This is a genomic window from Roseateles sp., from assembly GCF_052436255.1.
In the GTDB taxonomy this organism is placed as follows: Bacteria; Pseudomonadota; Gammaproteobacteria; order Burkholderiales; family Burkholderiaceae_C; genus Pelomonas.
On sequence record NZ_JBQVNP010000014.1, the window covers coordinates 36528 to 58605 of the forward strand.

15 protein-coding genes are annotated in these 22078 nt (G+C 70.3%); 9 read left to right on the forward strand and 6 right to left on the reverse strand.

Annotated features, from left to right (window positions below; translation table 11 throughout):
• The first annotated feature begins 528 nt into the window (after window positions 1-528).
• Window positions 529-3327, forward strand: a complete 2799-nt coding sequence (ppc, locus tag ACT6S0_RS05770; RefSeq protein ID WP_444762938.1) for a phosphoenolpyruvate carboxylase — start codon at window positions 529-531, stop codon at window positions 3325-3327.
• A 17-nt stretch (window positions 3328-3344) separates the two neighbouring features.
• Here the strand turns inward: ppc and ACT6S0_RS05775 are convergent, their stop codons facing one another.
• From ACT6S0_RS05775 to ACT6S0_RS05785, 3 genes are all read right to left on the reverse strand, one after another.
• Entirely contained in the window at window positions 3345-4421 is a 1077-nt protein-coding gene (locus tag ACT6S0_RS05775) for a glycine zipper 2TM domain-containing protein (protein WP_444762939.1), read from the reverse strand.
• A 171-nt stretch (window positions 4422-4592) separates the two neighbouring features.
• Entirely contained in the window at window positions 4593-5060 is a 468-nt protein-coding gene (locus tag ACT6S0_RS05780) for a hypothetical protein (RefSeq protein ID WP_444762940.1), read from the reverse strand.
• Window positions 5057-5572: a hypothetical protein gene (locus tag ACT6S0_RS05785; RefSeq protein ID WP_444762941.1), complete on the reverse strand. Its 516-nt coding sequence runs from the start codon at window positions 5570-5572 to the stop codon at window positions 5057-5059. The genes ACT6S0_RS05780 and ACT6S0_RS05785 overlap by 4 nt, the downstream gene beginning before the upstream one ends.
• 31 nt (window positions 5573-5603) lie before the next feature.
• Here ACT6S0_RS05785 and ACT6S0_RS05790 point away from each other — a divergent pair, with 31 nt between their 5' ends.
• On the forward strand, window positions 5604-5768 hold the full coding sequence (locus ACT6S0_RS05790; RefSeq protein ID WP_444762942.1) for a hypothetical protein: 165 nt from the start codon (window positions 5604-5606) through the stop codon (window positions 5766-5768).
• Between the two features lie 122 nt (window positions 5769-5890).
• Here ACT6S0_RS05790 and ACT6S0_RS05795 read toward each other — a convergent pair whose 3' ends face one another.
• Both ACT6S0_RS05795 and ACT6S0_RS05800 read right to left on the reverse strand, forming a co-directional pair.
• Window positions 5891-6715, reverse strand: coding sequence for a LytR/AlgR family response regulator transcription factor (locus ACT6S0_RS05795; RefSeq protein ID WP_444762943.1), 825 nt, complete (start codon window positions 6713-6715; stop codon window positions 5891-5893).
• Window positions 6712-7773: a sensor histidine kinase gene (locus tag ACT6S0_RS05800; protein WP_444762944.1), complete on the reverse strand. Its 1062-nt coding sequence runs from the start codon at window positions 7771-7773 to the stop codon at window positions 6712-6714. The genes ACT6S0_RS05795 and ACT6S0_RS05800 overlap by 4 nt, the downstream gene beginning before the upstream one ends.
• Window positions 7774-7920: 147 nt before the next feature.
• Here ACT6S0_RS05800 and argH point away from each other — a divergent pair, with 147 nt between their 5' ends.
• The 6 genes from argH to ACT6S0_RS05830 all read left to right on the forward strand — a co-directional run bounded on the left by argH (window position 7921) and on the right by ACT6S0_RS05830 (window position 20696).
• The gene (gene argH, locus ACT6S0_RS05805) at window positions 7921-9372 is read left to right on the forward strand and encodes an argininosuccinate lyase (protein ID WP_382155055.1); all 1452 of its coding nucleotides are present in this window, start codon (window positions 7921-7923) and stop codon (window positions 9370-9372) included.
• A gap of 45 nt (window positions 9373-9417) precedes the next feature.
• On the forward strand, window positions 9418-15366 hold the full coding sequence (locus ACT6S0_RS05810) for an alpha-2-macroglobulin family protein (RefSeq protein ID WP_444687255.1): 5949 nt from the start codon (window positions 9418-9420) through the stop codon (window positions 15364-15366).
• Window positions 15363-17519: a penicillin-binding protein 1C gene (pbpC, locus tag ACT6S0_RS05815; protein ID WP_444687256.1), complete on the forward strand. Its 2157-nt coding sequence runs from the start codon at window positions 15363-15365 to the stop codon at window positions 17517-17519. The genes ACT6S0_RS05810 and pbpC overlap by 4 nt, the downstream gene beginning before the upstream one ends.
• Window positions 17503-18393, forward strand: a complete 891-nt coding sequence (locus ACT6S0_RS05820; RefSeq protein ID WP_382321498.1) for a LysR substrate-binding domain-containing protein — start codon at window positions 17503-17505, stop codon at window positions 18391-18393. The genes pbpC and ACT6S0_RS05820 overlap by 17 nt, the downstream gene beginning before the upstream one ends.
• A gap of 127 nt (window positions 18394-18520) precedes the next feature.
• Window positions 18521-19675 carry a mandelate racemase/muconate lactonizing enzyme family protein gene (locus tag ACT6S0_RS05825; protein ID WP_444687257.1) on the forward strand — a complete coding sequence of 385 codons (1155 nt, stop codon included), beginning with the start codon at window positions 18521-18523 and terminating at the stop codon, window positions 19673-19675.
• A gap of 34 nt (window positions 19676-19709) precedes the next feature.
• Window positions 19710-20696 carry a Bug family tripartite tricarboxylate transporter substrate binding protein gene (locus ACT6S0_RS05830; protein ID WP_444687258.1) on the forward strand — a complete coding sequence of 329 codons (987 nt, stop codon included), beginning with the start codon at window positions 19710-19712 and terminating at the stop codon, window positions 20694-20696.
• Window positions 20697-20725: 29 nt separating this feature from the next.
• On the opposite strand, the gene ACT6S0_RS05835 is transcribed toward ACT6S0_RS05830, so the two are convergent.
• Complete coding sequence (locus tag ACT6S0_RS05835; RefSeq protein WP_382321505.1) at window positions 20726-21037, reverse strand: DUF4124 domain-containing protein; 312 nt, start codon at window positions 21035-21037, stop codon at window positions 20726-20728.
• Between the two features lie 162 nt (window positions 21038-21199).
• Between ACT6S0_RS05835 and ACT6S0_RS05840 the strand changes: the two genes are divergently transcribed.
• A partial coding sequence (locus ACT6S0_RS05840) for an alpha-hydroxy acid oxidase (protein WP_444762945.1) occupies window positions 21200-22078 on the forward strand: 879 nt, incomplete at its 3' end.

Genomic DNA, 22078 nt, shown 5'->3' on the forward strand with positions numbered 1-22078 from the left:
CACGCCATCGGGGCCCCTAGGCTCTACGAAAGTGGAATTGACAACGTTGTCTACGTTAAGCGATTCGGCGTCTGGTTTCAACACTTAGTCGTCTGTGGTTTTCCCGCACACGGTGCGCGTGCACCAACAGGGCTTTGTCAACTGCCGCCCGTGGTGCGCTCCACGCTGATGGGCACCGGACCATGGCTGCCGACGCAGCACTGTTCAGATCTACGCCCTGTGCCGCTACGAGCATTGCGACCGCTCGGAGTGCGGCTTTGCAGCGAGCGCCGCACCGATGACCTTGCGTTCGGTATCGAGCACGAAGGGGCAGCGAGCGCCATCAGACACCGGCCTTCGCACGCGAACCAGTGTCGGATTCCGTAGCAAGAAGACGCACCCCCGTCGAGTAGCTCGCACGCACAACAAGCGACATCGAGATGAGGCGCCCGGCCCCGGCGGTGAGGCGTTTCCACGAAGAAACTGCTAGAGTCACATTCAAGTAACTTGGTTACCTTTTCAATCGCGCATTTCTTCGGACGCCCCGTCATGCCCTCACGAGCCGCTACCGCACGCCCTGAAATCGACAAGAAGGCCGACAAGAACGAGCCTCTGCTGGCCGACATTCGGCTGCTTGGGCGCATCCTCGGAGACGTCATTCGCGAACAGGAGGGCCGCACGGCTTATGAGCTGGTCGAGCGCATCCGGCAGCTGTCGGTGGCCTACCGTCACAAGCATGACAAGGAGGCTGGCAAGCGCTTCGACAAGCTGTTGAAAGGGCTGTCGGGCGAGCAAGCGGTCAGCGTCATCCGCGCTTTCAGCTACTTCTCGCACCTGGCCAACATCGCCGAGGACCGCCATCACATCCGCCGCCGCGATGTGCACGAGCGTGCCGGCAGCCTGCAGCCGGGGTCGCTCGCCTTTTGCCTTGAGCATCTGCACGAGGCCGGCATCCGCCCGACCGAGATCGCCGAAGTGCTGCAGCGCGGCTTCATCTCGCCGGTGCTCACGGCTCACCCGACCGAAGTGCAACGCAAGAGCATCCTGGATGCAGAGCGCGCCGTCGCCGGCCTGCTCGAAGCGCGCGACCGCGCCAGCACCGAACGCGAGCTGCGCGATACCGAAGCCCTGCTGCGCGCCCGCATCACCCAGTTGTGGCAGACGCGCATGCTGCGCTATTCGAAACTGACGGTGGCCGATGAGATCGAGAACGCGCTGTCGTACTACCAGTCGACCTTTCTGCGCCAGATTCCCAAGCTCTATGCCGAGCTGGAGGAGCATCTGCCCGGCGAGACGTTGCCCAGCTTCCTGCGCATGGGCCACTGGATAGGTGGCGACCGCGACGGCAACCCCAACGTCGGTGCGGCCACGCTGAAGCGCGCGATGCAGCGGCAAAGCGAAGTGGCGCTGCGCCACTACCTGACCGAGCTGCACGAACTGGGCGCCGAACTCTCCATCTCGCTGCGGCTGACCGGTGTCTCCCCGGCCATGCAGGCCTTGGCGGAGCGCAGCCCCGACCAGAACGCCCACCGGATGGACGAGCCCTACCGCCGCGCGCTGACCGGCATGTACGCGCGGCTGGCCGCCACACTGCAGGCACTGACCGGCACGGAGGCGCTGCGCCACGCCATTGCGCCCCAGGATCCCTACGGCTCACCCGACGACCTGCTGACCGACCTGCGCACCATCGAGGCGTCCTTGAAGAGCCATCACGCCGAGGCCCTGATCGCACCGCGGCTGAACCCGCTGATCCGCGCCGTGCAGGTCTTCGGCTTTCACCTCGCAACCCTGGACCTGCGCCAGAGCAGCGACCAGCATGAACTGGTGCTGGCCGAACTGCTGGCCACCGCGCGCATCGAAGCCGACTATTCGGCGCTCGATGAAGACGCCAAGCGAACGCTGCTGTTGAGGCTGCTCAACGACGCCCGCCCGCTGCGCGTCATTGGCGCGAGCTACACCGACAAGACGCTGTTCGAACTCGCCACCTTCGAGGCCGCCCGCGAGGCGCTGGCCCGCTTCGGTCGCGAGGCCCTGCGCCACTACATCATTTCGCACACTGAGTCGGTGTCCGACCTGCTGGAAGTCGCCCTGCTGCTGAAGGAGACCGGCCTGCTGCGCGGCGTGCTGTCCGAGTTCGCGGTCAGCGACCTCATCATCGTGCCGCTGTTCGAGACCATCGGCGACTTGCGGGTGGCGCCGGACATCATGCGCGAGTTCTATGCCCTGCCGGGCGTGCGCGGCCTCGTCGACCGAAGCGGCGGCGAGCAGGACATCATGCTGGGCTATTCGGACAGCAACAAGGACGGCGGCATGTTCACGTCGTCGTGGGAGCTCTACCGCGCCGAGATCGCGCTGGTCGAGCTGTTCGATGAGTTGAAGCGCGTCGGCCCCATCACCCTGCGTCTCTTCCACGGCCGCGGTGGCACGGTCGGCCGTGGTGGCGGCCCGAGCTACCAGGCCATCCTGGCCCAGCCCCCGGGCACCGTGAACGGCCAGATCCGCCTCACCGAGCAGGGCGAGGTCATCGCCTCCAAATACGCCCACCCGGAGATCGGCCGGCGCAACCTGGAGACGCTGGTGGCAGCCACGCTGGAGGCCACCCTGCTGCACCCGACGCAGAGCGCGCCCAAGGGATTCTTGCAGGCCGCACAAGCGTTGTCGGATGCGAGCTTCGCCGCCTACCGCGGCCTGGTCTACGGCACACCCGGCTTTGCCGACTACTTCTTCGCGTCGACGCCGATCCGCGAGATAGCTGAACTCAACATCGGCTCGCGCCCGGCCTCGCGCAAGGCCACCCGCGCCATCGAAGACCTGCGCGCCATCCCCTGGGGCTTCTCCTGGGGCCAGGCCCGCGTGGCGCTGCCGGGTTGGTGCGGCTTCGGTTCGGGCGTCGAGGCCTTCCTCGGCGAAGACCCCATCCAGCGTGCCAAGAACCTGGCCCTGCTCAAGCGCATGCTCAAGGGCTGGCCGTTCTTCCGCGCCGTGCTGAGCAACCTCGACATGGTGCTGGCCAAGACCGACCTGGCCCTGGCCGAGCGCTATGTCGAACTGGTCGAAGACAAGAAGCTCGGCAAGCGCATCTTCACGGCCATCAGCGCCGAGTTCGAGCGCACGCAAGCCGCGCTGAGCCTGATCACCGGCGACGACAAGCGCCTGGCAGCCAACCCCTCGCTGGCCCGCTCCATCGAGCACCGCTTTCCCTATATCGACCCGCTCAACCACCTGCAGGTCGAGCTGATGCGCCGCTACCGCCGCATCTCGGCGGACGACCCGGCGATGGAGCGCGTGCAGCGCGGCATCCACCTGTCCATCAACGGCATCGCGGCGGGGCTGCGGAACACGGGTTGAGCGGCACGCGCAGCTGATCAGCGCTGCAGCTCCAGCGTCTCGCCGACCAGCCGCACGCGGTCGCCGGCGCGCAAGTTGGGCGGCTCCGCATAAATGACGGTGCGCTGCTGCCCATCGTTCATGCGCACGACAACCTCGTACTGCGTGCGTTCGTTGTGGCGCTTCTGGATCTCGCGTCCCAGCAGCGCGCCGCCGACCGCCCCGGCCACGCCGGCCGCCGTGCGCCCATCGCCCTTGCCGAACTGGCTGCCGACCACGGCGCCCAGCACGCCACCGGCCACCGTGCCCAGCACCCGCCCTTCGCCGTCGACCGTGACCTGGTTGACCGCCTGCACCGTCGCGCAGTCGTAGCAGGTCGCCTCGGGCCCGCGCGAGTTCAGGTTCACGCGCGCGTAAGCGTCCGGCACGCTGCTGCGCACGCTGCGGTCACCGATGCGCAGCTGCGCGACCAGCGGCTGCTGGGTGTCGACCCAGGCGCGCTGCGGCAGCACGTAGGTGCCGACATATTCACCGCGGCGCACTTCGTCCAGCACCAGGTTGCGGGACTCGCTGCCCTGCAGCAGCACCGACGCCTGGCCCCCCGGCGTGCCGCGCACCGTGTAGCGCAGCGCCTCGGCACGATCCCGGCCGGGCTCGCGCACGACAGCGACGGATTGGATCTCAGGCATCAGCGCCGTGTCGCCCGGTATCGGCCAGCCCACCTGCAGCGCCTCGCCCAGCAGGGCGGTCGCCACGCGGTTGTCGCGGCGCAGGTTGGCGTGCACGCGCGACTCCGGCCCGACGCGGTCCGAGCGCCCGATGACATAGGCACCCTGGTAGCGGCCCGGCTGGGTCTCTTCCAGGCGCACCGTGCGGCGGCTGCCGTCGATCTGCAGCAGCACCGTCGCACCGGCCGTGCCCCAGACGGTGAAGTTCAGTTCGGCCCCAGGCTCGAGCCGGTCCACCTGCTCGACGTCGAAGCCCGTCACGCGCAAGGGCGTGGCCGCGATACGGCTGCTGCCGGCCTGCGCCACGGCCGGGACGGCCATGAACGGCGAGCCGGCCAGCAATGCGCAAGCCAGTGCCGCCGTTGAAAGACGTTGGGAGTGCTTCATGCGCCTCTCCTGGAGTTTGAGGTGCACAACAGCCTAGGGGGTCGGGGCCGGGCGTTGGGTCGGCTATCGGCCTGCCCAGGGGTAGGCACAGGCCTACTCCGGCAGGCGTGAAACTGCAGCCAAGCCGGAACGCGACCACCCCAGTGTCGGCCGCATGGGCAAGCCGTCGCGTCAACGCGGTGGCGCCGATGCCAGCCCGGCCTGTTTCAAATAAGCCCTCACCCAGGCCAACTCGCCCTCGCGTCCCAGCGCAACGGTCTGGCGTCCCATGCGGCTGATGTTGGCGCAACTGGGTTCCGCGAGCAGGCGCACTCTGTCCTCGGCGAGGGCCGTCAGTGCACGCGAGACCTCCTCCTGGGACAAGGCCTCGGGACTCTGCGGCAGGCCCAGGCGCCGCTCCAGCATGTGCAGCGCGGACGCATCCAGCGCCTCGTTCAGCATGCCCGGCATGCGGCGCACCACCTGCTCGCACAACTGGCGCCGGTTCGCGTCCCGCAACGAGGCCTCGCGGCACGGACGTCCGACTGCGACGAGCGAGGCATCGATCTGCGCCATGTCCGTGCCGAGCGCCGTGATCAGGGCCATGACGCCCCCCGGCGTCGGCTCGTCGCCAACCACTTCGGCCACCACATTGCTCAACGCCGCCGATTGGCGGAGAGTCTGTTGCGCTGCGCGATCTGGTACAGCGCCTGCGAGATGCCCGCTTCGTCGCGGCGCGAGATGCTGTCGTTCAGGCGCGCCAGCCACGGCCAGGCATCATCCGGTGCCAGCTGCTCCAGCCGCTCCAGACTCAGCGCGGCGCAGGCATGCGGCACCGGTCCGAGCGCCGGCATCTCCGGCAGCACGAAGCCGCTGGCCGCCGAGGCGGGGGGCATCGCGCGAACGCCGGCATGGGCCCGCCGGGCGCCGGCGTCCTTGCGGCAGGCGCGCAGCGCCATGCGATAGACGCCGGCGTCGTCGGTCCCCATCGCCATCAGGGCCGCGGCGTCGGCGTCGCCGCGCAGGGCCGCTGCAGCCACGCGCTGCTTCAGCGAACCGGCCGCCAGGCGTTGCTGCACGGCGGCCATCTCCTGCTCGCTCTGTGCCTCCAGCGTCTGGAGCCAGGCCGGTGGCGGCTGGCCCTCCTTGATCTCCAGTTCGCTCCGCTTCACCTGGCCCACACCGCAGACTTCGACGGAATCCGTGGGCGGCCCGCATGGTGGCGATGCGCAGGCCGATACCGCAGGCATCGTCATGGCGGCAGCGGCCATCGAGACCGCTTCGCGCGCAGCCGGCATCGACGCGGAAGCCGGTTCGGAAGAGGACGAAGCCAGCGGCACTGCTTCAGCGGCGGGTGGGACTGGCTGATAGGCGCGCCAACTCCACAAGCCGGCAGTCGTGGCCGCCAACACCACTGCTACCAGCAGCACCCGACGCAGCCCTCGCCTCAACGCAAGCACCTCCTCACTGGGCCGCGCCGATGATGGCTCTCACCGCCCCAACCCCGCCAGCGCCTCCCGCACCGCCGCCACCTGCCGGCGCGACACGGCCAGCCATTCGTCGACGTGGACGATGCGCACCGCCCAGCTGTCGGCCGCCTCGGCAGCGTCGCCGCCATCCAGGTCGCCAAATGACGTCGGCGCATGACGCTCCAGTTCGCGCACCGCCCAGCGCGCCACCAGCGCATTGCGATGCACGCGCAGGAAGCGTGCGCCCAGGCGCTGCTCCAGGTCGGACAGCGCGCCGTCCATCACATGGCTTTCGCTGGCAGTGCGCAGCGTCAGGTACTTGAGCTCGGCCTTGAAGTACAGCACCTCGCCGACGGGGATGCGCAACAGGCGGCCTCGGTCGGTCAGCGTGATGAAGTCGGCATGGTCGGGCGTCCCCGGCGCATCGGGCGGCAGCGCGGCCTGCACGGCAGCGCGCTCGGACAGGCGCTGGGCGGCGCGGGCCAGTGCGGCCTGCAGGCGCTCGCGGCGCACTGGCTTGGTCAGGTAGTCCAGCGCATCAAGCTCGAAAGCGCGCAGCGCATGCATGGCGTGCGCGGTGACGAAGATGACCAGCGGCACCGGCAGGCCCTGCTGGCGCTGCGCCAGGCCGTCGGCGAACTGCAGACCGTCGGCGCCGGGCATCTGCACGTCCAGCAGCACGATGTCGCAGCCATGCTCGCGCAGCCAGCTCGCGGCCTGCGAGCCGGTGGCCGCTTCGGCGATGACCTCGCAGCGCGGCTCCTGGATGGCGCCCACGAGGCCGCGCAGGCGCAGCCGGGCCAGGGGTTCATCGTCGACGACAAGGACACGCAATGCACTGCTCATAACGGCACCAGGATGCGCAGCGCAAAGCGCTGCTCGGTGGATTCCAGCTCGAAGCGAGCGGCGACATCGTGCATCAGCTTCAGGCGCTGGCGCACATTGCGCAGCGCCAGGCCGTGCCCGGCGGTGCGGGCCGGCGCACCCACCGTGTTGACAATGCGGATCTCGACTTCGGCGCCGCGCCGCATCGTGCTGACCTCGAGTTCACCGCCCTCCTCGTTCGGCTCGACACCATGGCGGACCGCGTTCTCCACCAGCGGCTGCAGCAGCAGCGGCGGCACGCGCGCAGCGTCGGCCTCGGGGTCCAGATGCCAGACGATGCGCAGCCGCTTGCCGAAGCGGATCTGCTCGATGGCGAGGTAACGCCGCGCCAGCTCGACCTCCTCGGTCAACGTGACCGAGGCGCTGGCGTCGGCGAGTGCCACGCGAAACAGCTCGGCCAGGTCCTCGAGCACGCTCTCGGCCCGCGCCGGGTCCACCTGCACCAGGGCGATGGCGCTGTTCAGCGTGTTGAACAGGAAATGCGGCCGGATGCGCGCCTGCAGCTCGGCCAGGCGGGCCGTGGCGCCGGCCGGTCCGCGCGCCTTGGAACGCCACATCAGCGCGGCCACCAGCACCGCCGACACCAGCGCCCCCGAGGCGGCGCTGGCCAGCCAGGGCGAGGGCTCCACCAGGCCCATCCAGACCAGCAGGCCGCAACCGTAGAGCCCCGAAAGCGCACCAAACCCGACCGCCGCCGCCCATTGGCCCGGAATCGGCAGCAGGCCCAGCTGGCGTTTGAGGCCGCACACGGTCAGCAGCCAGGCCAGCACGGCGGGCAAGGCCGCGCCGGTGTAGATGGCCAGTTGCGTGACCCAGGCAATGAAGGTCTGGGCGCCGAACAGGGCCGCCACCGCCACGATGGCCTGCACGAACAGCACCGCGCGCAGCACCGTGCCGACCTGGCAGGTGTCGAACACCTGCACCCGCGCGCGCAGGTCCTCGGGCATGTCCGCGATCGGGCGCGCACCCGCGGCATGCGCCAGTTCCTGGAAGCTCGATAAAATTCTGGAATCTTTCATGGGAAGCACATCCGTCTTCGGGTCGGCCCCGTGAGGGCCTCTACAGGGGTCTGCCGCGCCGCCAACCGGCCCAGGGCCCACTGCCCCAAGCCCCATCCCTGGCGCACTCGCGCTCCTTCCTTTTTCCATCCAGCCGCTGGTAACACCATGTCCACCAACCAACTCGACAAAAAATCCGAAGCCTGGTCCGCCCTATTCTCGGAGCCCATGAGCGAGTTGGTCAAGCGCTACACCGCCAGCGTCTTCTTTGACAAACGCCTGTGGCAAGCCGACATCACCGGCAGCCTCGCCCACGCCGAGATGCTGGCGCACCAGGCCATCATCGGTGCCGCCGACCTCGAGGCCATCCAGCGCGGCATGGCCCAGATCACGGCCGAGATCGAGTCCGGCGAGTTCGAGTGGAAGCTCGACCTGGAGGACGTGCACCTCAACATCGAGGCCCGCCTGACCCAGCTCGTGGGCGACGCCGGCAAGCGCCTGCACACCGGCCGCAGCCGCAACGACCAGGTCGCCACCGACGTGCGCCTGTGGCTGCGCGGCGAGATCGACCTCATCGTCCCGCTGCTCGACGAGCTGCAGACCGCGCTGGTGGCGGTGGCCGAGAAGAACGTGGACGTGATCCTGCCCGGCTTCACCCACCTGCAGGTGGCGCAGCCGGTGAGCTTCGCGCACCACCTGCTGGCCTACGTGGAAATGTTCTCGCGCGATGCCGAGCGTTTCGCCGACGTGCGCCGCCGCACCAACCGCCTGCCGCTGGGCAGCGCCGCGCTGGCCGGCACCACCTACCCGCTGGACCGCGAGCGCGTGGCGCGCACCCTGGGCATGGTGGACGAGCGCGGCGAGCCGCAGGTGTGCCAGAACAGCCTGGACGGCGTGAGCGACCGCGACTTCGCGATCGAGTTCACCGCCGCGGCCAGCCTGTGCATGGTGCACATCAGCCGCTTCAGCGAGGAACTCATTCTCTGGATGAGCCAGAACTTCGGCTTCGTGAAGATCGCCGACCGCTTCACGACCGGCAGTTCCATCATGCCGCAGAAGAAGAACCCCGACGTGCCCGAGCTCGCGCGCGGCAAGACCGGCCGCGTGGTCGGCCACCTCATGGGACTGATCACGCTCATGAAGGGCCAGCCGCTGGCCTACAACAAGGACAACCAGGAAGACAAGGAGCCGCTGTTCGACACCGTGGACACGCTCAAGGACACGCTGCGCATCTTCGGCGAGATGGTGGGCGGCCAGCTGAACCCGGCCACGGGCACCAAGGAAGGCGGCATCACCGTCAACGCCGTGGCGATGGAAGAAGCCGCCAAGAAGGGCTACGCCACGGCGACCGACCTGGCCGACTACCTGGTGAAGAAGGGCCTGCCCTTCCGCGACGCGCACGAAACGGTGGCGCACGCCGTCAAGGCCGCCGTCTCGCACAACTGCGACCTGTCCGAGCTGCCGCTGACCGTGCTGCAAGGCTTCAACGCCTCGATCGAGAAAGACGTGTACGAGTGCCTGAGCCTGCGCGGCAGCCTGAACGCGCGCAACACCCTGGGCGGTACCGCGCCGGCCCAGGTGCTGGCGCAGATCGCGCGCCACCGCAAGCGCCTGGGCTGAGGCCCCCGAAGAGCGGCGAGGTTTCCGCTACCCTTGGCGTCTGCCATGGAGGAAGCCTTGAAAAACAACATCCCGCTCCGCTTTGCCGCCACCGCGTGGCTGGCCATCGCCCTGCCCGCGTCCGCGCTGCAGATCACCAGCGTTTCACCCCAGGGCGAAGTGGCCCGGGTGCGCCAGGTGGTCGTCAAGTTCAACGACAGCGCCGTCAACTTCGGCGACGCCAAGGCCCCCGCTCCCGTGTCGCTCAGTTGCAGCGACGCCCAGGCCACCCGGGGCAACGGCCGCTGGACCAGCGACCGCGAATGGGCCTTCGAGTTCGAGAACGACCTGCCGCCCGGCGTGAACTGCACAGTGCAGGTGAAAAGCGGCTTCAAGTCGCCCAAGGGCTTGGAACTGCCCGTGACCCGCACCGGCTTCAACACCGGCGGCCCGTTCGTGCAGCAGGTGCGCCCGGGCCCCTCGTCGCGCATCGACGAAGAACAGTATTTCGTGCTGCGGCTCAACGGCGCGGCGACGGCGGCCAGCCTGCAGTCCCAGGTGTGGTGCGCGGTCGAGGGCCTGGGCGAGCGGGTGCCGATCCGGCTCATCGAAGGCAAGGACCGCGGCGAGCTGCTGAAAGCCAACGGCTGGGACAAGCTGGCGGACAAGGAGCCGCAGCGTTATGTGACGCTCTCGTGCAACCGCCGCTTCACGCCCGACACCAAGGTCTCCCTCGTGTACGGCAAGGGCGTGGCCACACCCTCGGGCATCGCGAACACCGTGGAGAAGCGCTTCGACTTCCAGGTGCGCGAGGCCCTGACGGTCGGCTTCAGCTGCGAGCGCGAGAACGCTCAGGCCGCCTGCCTGCCGATCCGGCCGATGACGCTCAACTTCAGCGCGCCCGTGCCGCGCAAGCAGGCCGAGGGCATCCGCCTGAAGTCGGCCCAGCAGACGCACAAGCCGGTGTTCGAAGAAGAGAACGCCGACGGCGACAGCGTGGTCACCGAGTTGACGTTCAAGCCGCCTTTCGCCGAGCAGACCGCGTTCACCATCGAACTGCCCAAGAACTTCAAGGACGACGCGGGCCGCACGCCGGCCAACGCCGACAGTTTTCCGTTGCCGGTGGCCACGGGCGCCATGCCCCCGCTGGCCAAGTTCGCCGCCTCGCCCTTCGGCATCGTCGAGCGTTTCGCCGAACCCGGCGGCACCCCGCTGCTGCCCGTGACCCTGCGCAACGTCGAGGCCGCGCTGCAGGTGCAAGGCCTCAGCCCCGGCCAGGTGAACGACCTGCAGCCCAAAACCGACGCGGAGATCATTGCCTGGTTCCGCAAGCTGCAGCGCTACGACCAGTTCAACGTCTCGCGCAAACAGGCGCAGGCCGACACGGTGGGCCCGCTGCCCAAGGTGCTGGAAGACCGGGACAAGCGCTGGGTCGAGTCGCGCGCCGTGTCGCTGCTCAAGGGCCAGGCCGGCGTGAAGGCGATGAGCCTGCCCCAACCCGCCGCCAGCGACCCGCGCCCCTTCGAGGTGGTCGGCATCCCACTCACGCCGGGCTTCCACGTCGTGGAGATCGCCTCGCCTGCCCTGGGTGGCGCCCTGCTGGACGCGCGCTATGGCGGCTCGCGCACGATGTACGTGCGCACCTCCGCCTTGGTGACCAACCTGGGCGTGCACTTCAAGCTGGGCCGCGAAAACGCGCTGGCCTGGGTGACGACGCTGGACAAGGGCAAACCCGCCGCGGGCGCCCTGGTGCGCGTGTCCGACTGCGCCGGCAAGGAAGTGGCCACGGCCACCACCAACGCCCAGGGTGTGGCCGAGCTCAAGGGCGTGCCGCCGCAAGCACCGCGCTGCAACAGCGGAGACGGTGAAAGCACGCAGGCCTATTTCGTCAGCGCGCGGCTCAAGGACGGCGCCACGGAGGACATGGCCTTCACCTGGAGCGACTGGTACCGGGGCATCGAGCCCTGGCGCTTCAACGTGCCGACCAGCCGCGATCCGCGCCCGGACGCGCGCGCCCACACGGTGTTCGACCGCACGCTGCTGCGCGCCGGCGAGACGGTGTCGATGAAGCACCTGATCCGCACCGAAACCAGCCAGGGCTTCGGCCTGCCGGAAACCCTGCCCGACACCCTGGTGATCACGCACACCGGCAGCGGCCAGCAGTTCACGCAGCCCGTGGCCTGGCGCAAGACGGCCACGGGCGGCCAGAGCGCGGAAAACAGCTTTGCCGTGCCGGCCGGAGCCAAGCTGGGCAACTACGAGGTCGTGCTCAAAAGCGCCGACGAGCGCCAGCGCCAGTACAGCAGCGGCGAGTTCCGCGTGGAGGAGTTCCGGCTGCCGGTGCTCGAAGGCCGCATCGCGCCGCAGGCGAGCCAGGCGCTGGTCAACGTGAAGACCGTGCCGACCCGGCTGCAGGTCAGCTACGTCTCGGGCGGCGGCGCGGCCAACCTGCCGGTGCGCGTATCGGCCCTGGTGCGCGACAAGGCCCTGAGCTTCCGCGACTTCGACGGCTTCAGCTTCCAGCCGCCCCGCGCGGACGGCGCGCCGGGGCATGAAGACGGCGAGGAAGAAGCCGCCGCCTCGCAGGACCAGCGCGTCATCGCGGACAAACTGCCCGTCACGCTGGACCGCAATGGCGCGGGCGCGCTCACCATCGAGCAGATGCCCACCGCCCCTCAACCGCAGGAACTGCTGCTGGAGGCCACCTACGCCGACCCGAACGGCGAGGTGCAGACGCTGCGCAGCGTGTCCACCGTGTGGCCGGCGAACGTGGTGGCGGGCATCAAGACCGAAGGCTGGGTGTCGGCCAGCCAGAAGATCAAGTTCCAGGCGCTGGCGCTGGACCTGGCGGGCAAGCCCGCGGCCAAGGTCGCGCTGAGCGTGAAGGCCGTGGCCCACATCACCACCACCAGCCGCAAGCGCATGGTGGGCGGCTTCTACACCTACGACAACCAGACGCAGACCAAGGACCTCGGTACGGTCTGCAGCGGCCAGAGCGACGCGCGCGGCCTGCTGCTGTGCGAAACCAAGCTCGACGAACCGGGCGAGGTGGAACTCATCGTGACCGCGCAGGACGCGGCGGGCCTGAGCATCCAGGCCGCCAGCTCGGTGTGGGTGACGCGCCAGGGCGAGCTCTGGTTCGGCGGCGAGAACCACGACCGCATCGACCTGCTGCCCGAGAAGAAGAGCTACCAGCCCGGCGAGACCGCGAAGTTCCAGGTGCGCATGCCGTTCCGCTTCGCCACCGCGCTGCTGACGGTGGAGCGCGAAGGCATTCTCGAATCGCAGGTGGTCCAGCTCAACGGGCAGGACCCGACGGTGCAACTGAAGATCCAGGAAGGCTGGGGCCCCAACGTGTACGTGAGCGTGCTGGCCCTGCGCGGCCGGCTGCGCGAGGTGCCGTGGTACTCGTTCTTCACCTGGGGCTACAAGGCCCCGCGCGAGTGGTGGACCTCGTTCTGGTACGAGGGCCGCGAGTATGTGGCGCCGACCGCGCTGGTGGACCTGAGCAAGCCGGCGTTCCGCCTGGGCCTGGCCGAGATCCGCGTCGGCACGCGGGCGCACCAGCTCGATGTGAGCGTCAAGGCCGACCAGGAGACCTACCCGGTGCGCGGGCAGGCGAAGGTGACCATCAGCGCGAAGCTGCCCAACGGCCAGCCGGCGGCGAACGCGGAAGTGGCGCTCGCGGCGGTGGACCAGGCCCTGCTGGAACTCCTGCCCAACCGCAGCTGGAACCTGCTCGACGCCATGCTGCAGCAACGCGCCTGGGGCGTGGAGACGTCCACCGCGCAGATGGAGATCATCGGCCGGCGGCACTACGGCCGCAAGGCGGTGCCGGCCGGTGGCGGCGGCGGCAAGAGCGGCGCGCGCGAACTGCTCGACACCCTGCTGCTCTGGAACCCCAGGGTGACGCTGGACGCGAAGGGCCAGGCCGTCGTCACGGTGCCGCTCAACGACGCGCTCACCACCTTCCAGATCGTCGCCGTGGCCGACCTGGGCACCGGCCTCTTCGGCACCGGTCAGACCAGCGTGCGCGCCACGCAGGACCTGCAGATCATCAGCGGCCTGCCGCCGCTGGTGCGCGAGGACGACCAGTTCCGCGCGCAGCTCACCCTGCGCAACACCACCCAGAAGGCGATGAAGGTGGCCGTGTCGCCGCGCGCCACGCTGCTCGAGCTCGCGCCGCAGACGGTGGACATCCCGGCCGGTGAGGCGCGCGAGGTCGCCTGGACGGTGACCGCGCCCGCACAGCTCACGCAGACGCGCGCCGAGGCCATCCTGTGGGAGATCGAAGCGAAGGACACGCTGGGTGGCGCGAAGGACGCGCTCAAGGCCCGGCAGCGCATCGTGCCCGCCGTGCCGCTGGCGGTGCAACAGGCCACGCTGGTGCAGGTCGATGGCGCGTTCAACCTCGACGTGGCGCCGCCAGCCGGCGCGCTGCCGGGCCGGGGCGGCCTGAAGCTCGCGCTGCAGCCCAAGCTGGCCGAAGGCCTGCCCGGCGTGCGCGACTGGTTCGCCAACTACCCCTTCGTCTGCCTGGAGCAGAAGACCAGCAAGGCCGTGGGCCTGCGCGACGCCAGGCTCTGGCAGGGCGTGGTGGCGCAGCTGCCCAACTACCTCGACGCCGACGGCCTGGCCAACTACTTCCCGCCGCGCGAAGGCGATGCCAACCGCGGCAGCGACATCCTCACGGCCTACCTGCTGGCGGCCACGCACGAGGCGGCCACCATCGACCCGGCCTTCGGCCTGCCGGACGAGGTCCGCGCGCCGATGGAGCGCGGCCTGATCGCGTTTGTCGAAGGCCGCATCTCGCGCGAGTTCTGGAGCCCGCGCAAGGACCTGGACGTGCGCAAACTCGCCGCCATCGAGGCCCTCTCGCGCTACGGCAAGGCGCGCGGCCGCATGCTGGGCAGCGTCACCCTCGCGCCCAACCAGTGGCCCACCAGCGCGGTGATCGACTGGGTCAACATCCTCCAGCGCGTGAGCGACGTGCCGCAGCGCGAGCAGCGCCTGGCCGAGGCCATGCAGGTGCTGCGCGCGCGCCTGAGCTTCCAGGGCACGAAGCTGGTGTTCAGCACCGAGCAGGACGACTACTGGTGGTGGCTCATGGCCAACGGCGACGTGAACACCGCGCGCCTGATGCTCACCGTCATGAACGACCCGGCCTGGCAGGACGACATGGGCCGGCTGGCCAGCGGCTTCATCGGCCGCCAGCAAAGCGGCGCCTGGCACACGACGACCGCCAACCTCTGGGGCGGCCTGGCGCTGGAGAAGTTCTCGGCCAGGTTCGAGGCCACCCCCGTCGCGGGCACGACGCGCGCCACCCTGGGCACGGGTGCCGCCGCGATCGACTGGGCCAAGGTCGATCGGGTGAAAACCACCGATGCACTCGGCGCACCGAACCAGACGACCTGGTTCGGCGCCCCCGCCGGCCCGGGCAACCTGAAGAACAACACCGGTTTCCTGCCCTGGTTGGCCGACGGTGGCAAGGGCACCCTGAGCGTGGCCCACCAGGGCAGCGGCAAGCCCTGGCTCACGCTGCAGTCCCTCGCCGCCGTCCCGCTCAAGGCGCCGTTCAGCGCGGGCTACACGATCAAGAAGAGCATCACGCCGGTGGAACAGGCCGTGAGCGGCACGCACACGCGCGGCGACGTGTGGCGCGTGGCGCTGGAGGTCAACGCCTCCGCCGACATGACCTGGGTGGTGGTCACCGACCCGATCCCGGGCGGCGCGACCATCCTCGGCGGCGGGCTGGGCCGCGATTCGCAGATCGCGACCTCGGGCCAGAAGAGCCCGACCGGCAACGCCTGGCCGGCCTTCGAGGAACGCAGCTTCGAGGCCTACCGCAGCTATTACGAGTACGTGCCCAAGGGCGTGTTCAAGATGGAATACACCGTGCGCCTGAACAACGTCGGCGAGTTCTCGCTGCCGCCCAGCCGCGTGGAGGCGATGTACGCGCCCGAGATGTTCGGCGAAACGCCGAACGCCCGCGTGAAGGTGGAGGCCGTGCGGTGAACCTGCGCCACGCGCTCGCGGCGACCGCGCTCGGCCTGGGCCTGGCGCTGCCGGCACAGGCCTTGCCAAGCTTCGCCGAGGTGCACGCCGGCTGGCGCTCGTCCGAGGCGCGGGTGCTCGATCGCCAGGGCGAGCTGCTGCAGCGCGTGCGCATCGACCACCAGGTGCGCCGGGGCGAGTGGATCGCGCTGGCCGACGTGTCGCCCGCGCTGCGCACGGCCCTGGTGCTCAGCGAGGACAAGCGCTTCCACGAACACAGCGGCGTGGACTGGCGCGCCGTCTCGGCCGCGGCCTGGGGCAACCTCTGGAACAGCCGCACGCGCGGCGCCTCGACCATCACCATGCAGCTGGCGGCCCTGCTCGACGAGCCCGATGGCGAGCTGCAGCGCGGCGCGGGCGGGCGCCGCCTGACGCAGAAGCTCGGCCAGGCGGTGGCCGCGCAGCAGCTGGAGCGGCGCTGGCGCAAGGACCAGATCCTGGAGGCCTACCTCAACCTCGTGCCGTTCCGGGGCGAACTGGTCGGCATCGATGCGCTCTCGCGCACGCTGTTCGGCAAGGCCGCCCACGGTCTGGACGAGCGCGAAGCCGCCGTGGCCGCCGCCCTGGTGCGCGCACCCAACGCGAAACCCGCGCAGGTCGCGCAGCGCGCCTGCGGCGTGCTCCAGCTCATGCAGGCCGGCACGCCGGTGGACTGCGGCGAAATGAAGATCCTGACCACCATTGCCCTGCAAGGCCGCGAATTCACCGCCAGCGAAGGCATCGCGCCCCACCACGCCCGGCGCGTGCTGGCGGCCGGGCCCGCGCAGACGGTGCGCTCCACCGTGTCCGCCCCGCTGCAGCGCTTCGCCGTGCAGACGCTGCAGCGCCACCTGCGCGAGCTCAAGGGCCGCCACGTGCAGGACGGTGCGCTGGTCGTGCTCGACAACGCCAGCGGCGAGGTGCTGGCCTGGGTCGGCTCCTCGGGCGAGCTGAGCGCCGCGTCGGAGGTGGACGGCGTGACGGCGCCGCGCCAGCCCGGCTCCACGCTCAAGCCCTTCCTCTACGCCCAGGCCATCGCCGAGCGGCGCATGACGGCCGCGTCCCTGCTGGAGGACTCGCCCGCCGCCATCCCCACCACCAGCGGCCTCTACATCCCGCAGAACTACGACCGCCGCTTCAAAGGCTGGGTGTCCGCGCGCACCGCGCTGGCCTCGTCGCTCAACGTGCCGGCGGTGCGCGCGCTGGTCATGGTCTCGCCCGACGCGTTTCACCACCAGCTTGGCGCGCTCGGCCTGCCCCTGCGCGAGCCCGCCGGCTACTACGGCTACAGCCTGGCCCTGGGCAGCGCCGAGGTGCCGCTGCTCGCGCTGACGAACGCCTTCCGCACGCTGGCCAACGGCGGGCGCTACGGCCCCGTGGGTTCGCCGCCGCAGGCCGCGCCGGCCATCGACCCGCGCGCCGCCTTCATCGTGGGCGACATCCTGAGCGACAGCAACGCGCGCGCGCGCACCTTCGGCACGGACAGCATCCTGGCCACGCGCTTCTGGGCCGCCGTGAAGACCGGCACCAGCAAGGACATGCGCGACAACTGGGCGGTGGGCTGGTCCGAGCGCTTCACCGTCGGCGTGTGGGTGGGCAACGCCAGCGGCGCGCCGATGTGGGATGTGAGTGGCACCAGCGGCGCGGCACCCGTCTGGGCCACCGTCATGCAGCACCTGCACGCCCACACGCCCAGCCGCGCGCCGCGGCCACCGGCCGGCCTGGTGCAGGCGCGCGCCTCGTTCGAAGGCACGGATGGCGCGCGGCCGCTGGAAGCGGCGCGCAGCGAATGGTTCCTCGTCGGCACCGAGCAGGCCCGCTTCGCGATGGACACGCCGGCCCCGGCGAGGGCGCCGGGCAGCGCGCTGCGCATCCGCAGCCCGGCCCCGGGCACCATCGTCGCCCTGGACCCGGACATCCCGCCCAACCGCCAGCGCCTGAGCTTCGTGGCCAGTGGCGCGGGCGGCCGCTGGCGCCTGGACGGCAAGCCCCTGGGCCAGGGCACCCGGCTGCAGTGGCTGCCCTGGCCGGGCCGGCATGTGATGCAACTCACCGATGCGCGCGGCACGGTGCTGGACGAGGTGCGTTTCGAGGTGCGCGGCGCGGGAGTGAAAGAGCATGCAAGAAGCCATTGACCTGAGCACCCTGCGCGTCGTGGTGGCGGCGGCCGACCTCGGCTCCATCAGCGCGGCCAGCGAGCGCCTGCAGCTGGCGGTGGCCGCCGCCAGCTCGCGCATCACGGCGCTGGAAGAATCGCTCGGCTTCCGCGTGTTCGAGCGCTCGTCGCGCGGCGTGCAGCTCACCCCGGCCGGGCAGATGCTGGTGCAGCGCAGCCGCGCGCTGCTGACCGACGCCGACCGGCTGGCCCAGCACCTGCGCGGCTACAGCGAGGGCCTGCAAGGCCATGTGCGCGTGCTGGCCAACACCTCGGCCCTGCTCGAGGTGCTGCCGCAGCGGCTGGCGCAGTTCATGAAGGCGCACCCGCTGATCCGCATCGACCTGGAGGAGCGCGGCAGCCCCGAGATCCCGCTCGCGCTGATCGAAGGCCGCGCCGACTTCGGCGTGGTGGACCTGCCCGTGCCGCCCGCCGGCCTGGCCTTCACGCCCTTCTTCAGCGACACCCTGGTGCTGCTCACGCCGCGCGCGCACCGCCTGGCGACGCGCCGCCGGCTGCGGCTGGCCGACGCGCTGGACGAGCCCTTCATCACGCTCACCGACGGCACCGCCCTGTCCAACCGCCTGCTCGCCTCGGCCGCCGACGCGGGCCAGCCGCTGCACGTGCGCATGCGCATGCGCGGCTTCGACGCCGTCTGCCGCATGGTGGCCGCCGGCCTGGGCGTGGGCGTGCTGCCGCTGGAGGCGATCGCGCCTCAGCTGGCGCACCTGCCGCTGGCGGCGGTGCCGTTGTCCGACCCCTGGGCGCGGCGCACCCACCACATCGCCACCCGCACCGACGCGCCGCCGGCACCGGCCGCGCTCACGCTGATCCGCGCGCTGACCTCCCGCTGATCGGGCTTTCGCGAAACGCGAAAGCAGCCTTTGCCGCACGCCATTGCGGCCCACACGGGGCCGTTCCTACACTGGCCCCCAGACCCCACAACACAAGCGCCGCCGCCCCGGCCGCGCCGGAGACTTCATGAAAATCGCCCGCGTCAGCGCCACGCCGCTGAACCTGCCCGTCACCGTGCAATCCCCCAGCCGCAGCCAGACCACCAGCCTCTCGGTCTGTCTGGTCACCATCGAAACCGACACCGGCCTCATCGGCACCGGCATGACCGCCATCACCGAAGAAGAGGTGATCGGCAGCATCGTCAACGACATCGCCGCGCACCACCTGGTGGGCATGGACCCGATGCGCCACGAGCAGGTCTGGGAGCGCCTCTACTGGCTGCTCACGCCGCGCGGCCAGTCGGGTTACGCCAGCCACGCCATCGCCGCCATCGACCTCGCGCTCTGGGACATCAAGGGCCAGGCGCTGGGCGAACCCTGCTGGCGCCTGCTGGGCGGCGCGCGCGCCGAGGTGCCGGTGTACGCCACCTTCGGCTTCAACTTCTTCGACCGCGACGAGCTCGCCGCCGCTGCGCGCGAGTGGGTGGGCCGGGGCTTCTCGCGCCTGAAGATGACGGTGGGCCACCACGCGCTGCAGCGGCGCGACGAACCCCGCCCGCTGGACCAGGTGATCGCCGAAGACGTGCAGCGCATCCGCGCGGTGCGCGAGGCGGTGGGGCCGGACGTGCAGATCTACATCGACGCCAACTGCAGCCTGGACTACTTCCACGCGCTGTCGCTGGCCAGGAAGGTGGAGCCCTACGACATCAGCTTCTTCGAGGAGCCGGTGTCGCAGAACGACATTCCCAACCTCGCGCGCCTGCGCGCCAAGACGTCCATCCCGCTGGCCGCCGGACAGAACGAAGGCCTGGCCTCGCGCTTTCGCGACATGCTGGTCGCGCAGGCGGTGGACGTGGTGCAGCCCAACGCCTGCATCAGCGGCGGCTTCACGCAGTGCAGCCGCATCGCGGGCATGGCAGCGGCCTTCAACACGCGCTTCGCCAACGGCGGCGCCTGGCCGCACCACAACATGCACCTGCACGCCGGCCTGGCCAACGGCTCGCTGGTGGAATACCACTCGGTGGCCGTGCAGTGCTGCGAGCTGGTCTTCGACGACCTGCCCAAACCCGAGCGCGGCGTGCTGCGCCTGCCCGAGACACCGGGCCTGGGCTTCAAGCCCAACCCCGAGCGGCTGGCGGAACTCGCCAGGCGCCCGGGCTCGCGCGGTGCCGGCAAGGCCTGAAAAAGATTCCCCACGATAAAAACGGAGACAAGACATGCAGAACCTCAACAACCGCTTCTCCCTGGGCCGGCGCTCCGCGCTGGTCCTGGCCCTGGCCGCGACCCTCGGCACCAGCGCCTGGGCGCAGGCCTGGCCCAGCAAGCCGGTGCGCCTGCTGGTCGGCTACTCGGCGGGCGGCGGCGTCGATGCCATGGCGCGGCTGATCGCGCCGCGCCTGTCCACGCTGCTCGGCCAGCAGGTGGTGGTGGACAACCGCACCGGCGCGGCCGGCCTGATTGCGGGCGACGCGGTGGCGCGCGCCGCGCCGGATGGCTACACCCTGATGCTGGGCGACAGCTCGCTGCTGATCGCGCAGCACCTGCAGCCGCGCATGAGCTTCGACCCCATCAAGGCCTTCACGCCGGTGGCGGGTGTGTTCACCCTGCCGCTGGTGATCGTGGCGAACAACGAGGTGCCCGCCAAGACGCCGGCCGAGTTCGTGAAGCTGCTCAAGGACAACCCCGGCCGCTACTCCTACGCCACCTCGGGCGTGGGCACGGTGCACCACCTGGGCTTCGAGATGCTCAAGGGCCAGGCGCGCACGTTCGTCGTGCACATCCCTTACCGGGGCGCGTCGCAGATCGTGCCCGACGTGATGAGCGGCCAGGTGCCTTTCGGCGTGGTGAGCGCGACCTCGGCCATCGCCCAGGCCAAGGCGGGCAAGCTGCGCGCCGTGGCCGTGATGAACCCGGTGAAGCTGGCCGGCGCCGAGGACATCGCGCCGCTCTCCGACGCCCTGCCCGGCTTCTCCGCCGTGCCGCGCCTGTACGTGCTGGCGCCGGCAGGCACCCCCGCGCCCATCGTGGAGCGGCTGAGCGACTCGCTGCGCACCGTGATGGAAGCGCCGGACATCGCGCAGATCGCCGCGCAGCAGGGCGCCGTGCCGGCCTACATGCCGGCCGGCCCCCTGGCCGCCGACATCGTGCGCGAGTCCGCCGAGTGGGGCAAGGTCATCCGCGAGCAGAAGATCACCGCGCAGTGACCCCCCCGTGGCCCGACTCGGGCCCGCGCTCAGGTGCAGGGATCGGGCTGGGGCACCTCGGTGCAGCGCCGGTAGGCCTCGGGTTTGAGGCCGCCGCCGACCACGCGGTACTGGTCGAAGCAGGCGGCGCTGGCCAGGTAGCGGTGCCAGCGCGCCTCGCACGCGCTGGTGCCCGGCGGCAGCGGCGCATCGGCCGGCACGGCCCGGGCCCGGTGCTGCGGCGGCACCTGGGTGCCGTAAACGGTCTGGCCGCGCTCGTCCACCCAGCGGAAAACATCGGCGGCCAGGGCCGCGCCGGGCAGCGCCAGGGCGACGACAAGGGTCAGGGCGTTCAGCTTCATGGCGGTGGGACTCCCGCGACCCGGGGGCGGTTCCGCCGTCCATCCCCCCGGCGCTGCGGCACCGCAGCAAAAATTTCAAAGCCGCGCCACCCGCTTTCACAAGCGAGGGCCGGGGCGCGCGGCTAACATGCCACGACACCCAAAACACCGGAGACTTTCGAGATGACCGTGATCACCAACGTGGAGGACCTGCGCGTCCTGGCCCAGCGGCGCGTGCCCCGCATGTTCTACGACTACGCCGACAGCGGCTCGTGGACCGAGGGCACCTACCGCGCCAACAACGCCGACTTCCAGAAGATCAAGCTGCGCCAGCGCGTGGCGGTGAACATGGAGAACCGCAGCACGCGCAGCACCATGGTGGGCCAGGAGGTGGCGATGCCGGTGGCGATCGCGCCCACCGGCCTCACCGGCATGCAGCATGCCGACGGCGAGATCCTGGCCGCGCGCGCGGCGCGCAAGTTCGGCATCCCGTTCACGCTCTCCACCATGAGCATCTGCTCGATCGAGGACGTGGCGCAGCACGCGGGCGAAGGCTTCTGGTTCCAGCTCTACGTGATGCGCGACCGCGCTTTCATCGAGCGCCTGATCGACCGCGCCAAGGCCGCGAAGTGCAGCGCGCTGGTGCTGACGCTGGACCTGCAGATCATCGGCCAGCGCCACAAGGACCTGAAGAACGGCCTGACCGCGCCGCCCAAGATGACCCTGGCCAACATCCTCGACATCGCCTGCAAGCCGCGCTGGGCGCTGGGGATGCTGGGCACCAAGCGCAAGCAGTTCGGCAACATCGTCGGACACGTGAGCGGCGTGGAGAACATGGGCAGCCTGGGCGAGTGGACCGCCAGGCAGTTCGACCCCTCGCTCAACTGGGGCGATGTGGAATGGATCAAGAAGCGCTGGGGCGGCAAGCTGATCCTCAAGGGCATCCAGGACGTGGAGGACGCCAAGCTGTGCGTGGCCTCGGGCGCGGACGCGCTGATCGTGAGCAACCACGGCGGCCGCCAGCTCGACGGCGCGCAAAGCAGCATCGAGGCGCTGCCGGCG

What these genes read in the sequence shown, in the direction of transcription:
- ppc (WP_444762938.1), top strand. Translation starts at nt 529, where the DNA reads ATGCCCTCACGAGCCGCTACCGCACGCCCTGAAATCGACAAGAAGGCC.
- ACT6S0_RS05775 (WP_444762939.1), bottom strand. Translation starts at nt 4,421, where the DNA reads ATGAAGCACTCCCAACGTCTTTCAACGGCGGCACTGGCTTGCGCATTG.
- ACT6S0_RS05795 (WP_444762943.1), bottom strand. Translation starts at nt 6,715, where the DNA reads ATGAGCAGTGCATTGCGTGTCCTTGTCGTCGACGATGAACCCCTGGCC.
- ACT6S0_RS05800 (WP_444762944.1), bottom strand. Translation starts at nt 7,773, where the DNA reads ATGAAAGATTCCAGAATTTTATCGAGCTTCCAGGAACTGGCGCATGCC.
- argH (WP_382155055.1), top strand. Translation starts at nt 7,921, where the DNA reads ATGTCCACCAACCAACTCGACAAAAAATCCGAAGCCTGGTCCGCCCTA.
- ACT6S0_RS05810 (WP_444687255.1), top strand. Translation starts at nt 9,418, where the DNA reads ATGGAGGAAGCCTTGAAAAACAACATCCCGCTCCGCTTTGCCGCCACC.
- ACT6S0_RS05820 (WP_382321498.1), top strand. Translation starts at nt 17,503, where the DNA reads ATGCAAGAAGCCATTGACCTGAGCACCCTGCGCGTCGTGGTGGCGGCG.
- ACT6S0_RS05825 (WP_444687257.1), top strand. Translation starts at nt 18,521, where the DNA reads ATGAAAATCGCCCGCGTCAGCGCCACGCCGCTGAACCTGCCCGTCACC.
- ACT6S0_RS05830 (WP_444687258.1), top strand. Translation starts at nt 19,710, where the DNA reads ATGCAGAACCTCAACAACCGCTTCTCCCTGGGCCGGCGCTCCGCGCTG.
- ACT6S0_RS05835 (WP_382321505.1), bottom strand. Translation starts at nt 21,037, where the DNA reads ATGAAGCTGAACGCCCTGACCCTTGTCGTCGCCCTGGCGCTGCCCGGC.